We start from the raw sequence: 4,230 nt of genomic DNA on the forward strand, positions 1-4,230 counted from the left end.
TGTAAGGTACCATGTTAATGAATACGGCTAGGTTCAATAGTGCGTTGAACTGACTGATCAAGTTAGGAGAGATAGTCATTACTGCTAGTAGAATCTCAGCCGCAAGCATGATTAACATACCTGCAATTGGCACACCTGCTTTGTTTGTTTTAGCAAAGATTTTAGGGAATAGACCTTCATCAGCCGCTGCTTTAGAAACTTGGGCGTTAGTGAACTGCCAGCCAAGTAGTGAGCCGATACATGCGATAACTGCTGCCAGTGTAACAATGTTACCTACTGTTGGGTTGAACATGTGGCTGAATACAAGACCAAACGGTGCAGTTGATGCTGCTAGTTCTGAGTTAGGAATAATACCTTGAATAACACCCGTTGAAGCAATGTAAACAATCGCTGCGAAACCAGTACCAAACAGTACTGCAAGTGGTACGTTACGCTCTGGGTTTTCAACCGCATCAGAGTTAGCACCTGCAGACTCAATACCGAGGAAAGCCCATAAAGTCAATGCGATACCAGAAGATACAGAGTGCATTGTAGTGTCGTGGTGTGGGTTCCATGCGCTCATGAATGTTTGTGGATCGAACCACCACCAACCGATGATAGATAGACCTGCAACAGGAATAATAATACCCCAAACAGTGAATGCTGAGATTTGACCTGTGATTTTCGCACCGCCAAAGTTAGCTACCATGGTGAAGATAAGGATAGCAACTACACCGTAGAAAGTGTGCATAGGTGTATCTAGCCAAGGCATAAATGGTTTGATGTAACCTAAAGCAGAAACGGCAATAGCAACACAGCTAATAACCAAACACACGTAATAAGTATAAGATGAGATGAAGAAAGATGATTTTCCGTGTGCTTCTTCTGCGTAAGCTGACATACCGCCAGAGCGCTTACAAAATGCACCACATTTAGCGAATGTATAAGCAATACACATTGCGCCTAACGCAGTCACAATCCAAGATAACATTGAGATTGCACCAACTTGCGCCAAGCTTGCTGGTAGCATAATAATACCGGAACCCATCATGTTAACTGCAACAAGTACAGTTAAGCCGACAAGGCCCATTTTTTTAGTGCCAGTATCTGATGACATTATATTCACCTGTGATTTAAAGGGATGTAAATCATATTTAAAATAAGATTTATATTAATATAAATAAAACCAGATCCATGGGGAGTTATTTATTATATAAAGGAAGTTAATTATTTTATTTTACTTATTATAAAATAATTAAAATATAGTTCTCAGCATAAGAAATATATTTTAAATGGAATAAACAACTTCGCTTTCGAGACATATAATGCGCTGATTCTTTAAAATTAAAACCGTAAAAACGGAATGAATCATTGCATTTTTAGTGGGTATGATTAGTTTTAGTATCATTATTCGACCATTATTTTTAACAAATGGTGTAAAAATGTAATTTGTTGCATTTTTTTGTGATTAAAGGCCTTTATTTACAATGAGTTAAAATTCTCACTGGGTGGTAATTTAAAATCAATCAAAAATAGCACAAAATATAGTTATGCTTTATCAGTGAGAATAAATTCATCATTAAAAATTGATTTTTTTTTTGAATGATGGGTTAAGAAATATTTAATTTGTATAAATTATAATTAGCTATAGATAGGTTAATGCAACCTGAGCGCTAAGATTATGGCTAAATTTGTACCGATAAAAAAATCCCCCGCTGTTACCAGCGAGGGATTGATAGGCTGTCACACTAATGCATTAAGCGATTATAGTGCTTCTTTTTTGATACAAAGAACGTGGTATTTACCGTCTTCGATTTCTGCGCCTTCAGTTTCGTGTTCGAAACCAGGGAACTCAGCGTCCCATGCTTCTAGTGCTTTCAAGTACTGGATTTGAGGACTTGTATCATCACCGAAGTTTTCGCCACCCATAAGCATTGGAATGCCTGGTGGGTAAGGGATAACAGAGTTCGCTGCAACGCGGCCAACAAGTTTATCTGAAGCCACTAGCTCTACGTCATCTGAAACTACGAACTGGTAAGCAGTACGTGGTTTCACTTCCATTACTGGAAGGCTTGAGTAAGCGTGGTTTAGCACTTGGCTTGGGTTGTGACGTACTAGGTACTTGAACATACGCTCGCCAAGATCTTTCAGACCAAGACCACGGTAAACTTCTGGAGCAGAAGCAACTAGCTCAGGCAATAATGTTTCGATATCTGCGTTGGCATCGTAGTGACGTTTGAACGACAACAATGTGTTGATCAAGGTGTCACGCTTACCTTTAGTAATACCCATTGAGAATAGGAACATTACTTGGAAGTCAGTAGTACGTGTTGGTACGATACCGAAATGGCTTAGGTAAGCTGTTACAAGTGCTGCTGGAACACCTGTTTCTAGGAAGTTACCGTTGTCGTCAAGACCTGGAGTTAGCAAGCTAACTTTGATTGGATCAAGCATACACCAGTCATTGTCGATTTCGTCAAAGCCGTGCCACTTGTCACCAGGAGTCAATTTCCAGTTCTGTTGGATAGTCATTAGAGACTCAACAGAAGCGTCTTCGAAATTAACTTTGTCGCCGTTCATTTCTGTAACAGTTTCAGCGTTCCAAGGCTTGAAGAACCAATCGTTTTCAGCGGTGTAATCGTTGAATAGTTGACGCATGTTCTGACGGAAGATGATCGCTTCGCGGTTAACTTCGTTAGTTAGCGATAGACCACTTTCGCCTTTCATCATGTTTGCAGCAACATCGTTAGACGCACAGATTGCGTATAGTGGCGATGTTGAAGTGTGCATCATGTAAGCTTGGTTGAAACGATCGAAGTTAATCGCGTTTTCACCGTTACGTACGTGAATGTATGATGCTTGAGACAATGCATTCAATAACTTGTGTGTTGAGTGAGTTGCAAATACTGTTGGACCAGTGTGGTCTTTAGCATCGCCACGCATTGCGTAGTGACCCTTGTAGATAGGGTTAAAACGTGCGTAACCAAACCAAGCTTCATCCATGTGAATACGGCTAGAGCTTTCGCCTAGTAGCGCTTCAGTCACTTCTGAGTGGTAACATAAACCGTCGTAAGTACAGTTAGTTACTACAGCGTAGCTTGCTTTTTTCTCATCAGCGTTGAAAGGAATGCCCGCATTTTTCGCTTTAAGCGCGATGCCTTCTTTGCTCATTTGAACTTTGCTGATCGGACCGATGATACCGTAACAGTTACGGCTAGGTACCATGTAGATTGGACGTGCGCCCGTTAGGATCAGACCTTGTTCAATTGATTTGTGACAGTTACGGTCACAAATAGCGATATCGTCGTCTTTCATACATGCTTGCATGATAGTACGGTTTGAACCTGAAGTACCTACGATACCAGAGTAAGACTGATGAGCACCGAAGATCTTAGCTGCTTCAACTTCTGAATCTTTAAATGCGCCACTGTGGTCAAGTAATGAACCTAGTGCAGCACGCTCGATACCCATATCGGTACGGAACAAGTTTTCACCGAAGAATTCAAAGAATTGGTTACCAGCAGGGGTCTTAGTAAAACCAATACCACCTTGGTGACCTGGAGCAGACCATGAGTACTCATGGATATCGTTGTAGTGCATCATCGCTTTCATGAACGGTGGTAACACTTGTGCACGGTAACGACGCATTGAAGCAACGATACGGCCAGCAACGAAGTCAGCAGTGTCTTCTAGTACAGAGTAACACTCATCAACACGTTCCATTAACTGGCGGTTGTTAAGAATAGAAGTACGTGCGCGTTCTGCTAGTAGAAATACTGGCACTTCAGATTGACGTGCTTGTAGTGCTGCTAACAAATCAACTTCTTCATGAGAGTTAACGATTTGTTCTTCAGTTTTTTCTAGTGCTAATACTAGGCTGTCAATTTGAGTAGACAGAATAACCGCACGTGCATCTTCGTAAGAAGTAGCAGTGATGATTTCGATAGTACGGTTTTGTAGTTCAGCAACAAGCGACTTAGTTGCACGGTCTGCAAAGCTGTTTGGAGTAATATTTTGGTGCTCGATAACAAGAGCACGCATTTTATTTGTACTACTATTATTGTTCATAATAACGCCTGAATAAAATGGTGGATAACAGGTATGTTTTAACTCGACATATTAACTATGAAAAATTAAAAGGCCTGACCGAATATTTTAGAAAGGGAATAAATAATACTGTTTATTAATAGTGATAATTAATTGTCAGTGTATTTATTATTTATTCCCATTTCCGTTCTAGTTAGTTATTAA

The 4,230-nt window shown here is 40.3% G+C and carries 2 protein-coding genes; both read right to left on the reverse strand.

Annotated elements, in window-relative coordinates; genetic code table 11:
* Positions 1–1,096: putrescine-ornithine antiporter (gene potE, locus C9I86_RS19650; RefSeq protein WP_107277258.1), on the reverse strand; the 1,096-nt coding region annotated here is incomplete at its 3' end.
* A 647-nt stretch (positions 1,097–1,743) separates the two neighbouring features.
* A complete protein-coding gene (gene adiA / locus C9I86_RS19655) occupies positions 1,744–4,047 on the reverse strand; it encodes an arginine decarboxylase (RefSeq protein ID WP_107277259.1) in 2,304 nt (767 codons plus the stop codon).
* Positions 4,048–4,230: the final 183 nt, after the last annotated feature.

This window comes from Photobacterium sp. NCIMB 13483, assembly GCF_003025475.1.
Classification (GTDB): domain Bacteria; phylum Pseudomonadota; class Gammaproteobacteria; order Enterobacterales; family Vibrionaceae; genus Photobacterium; species Photobacterium piscicola.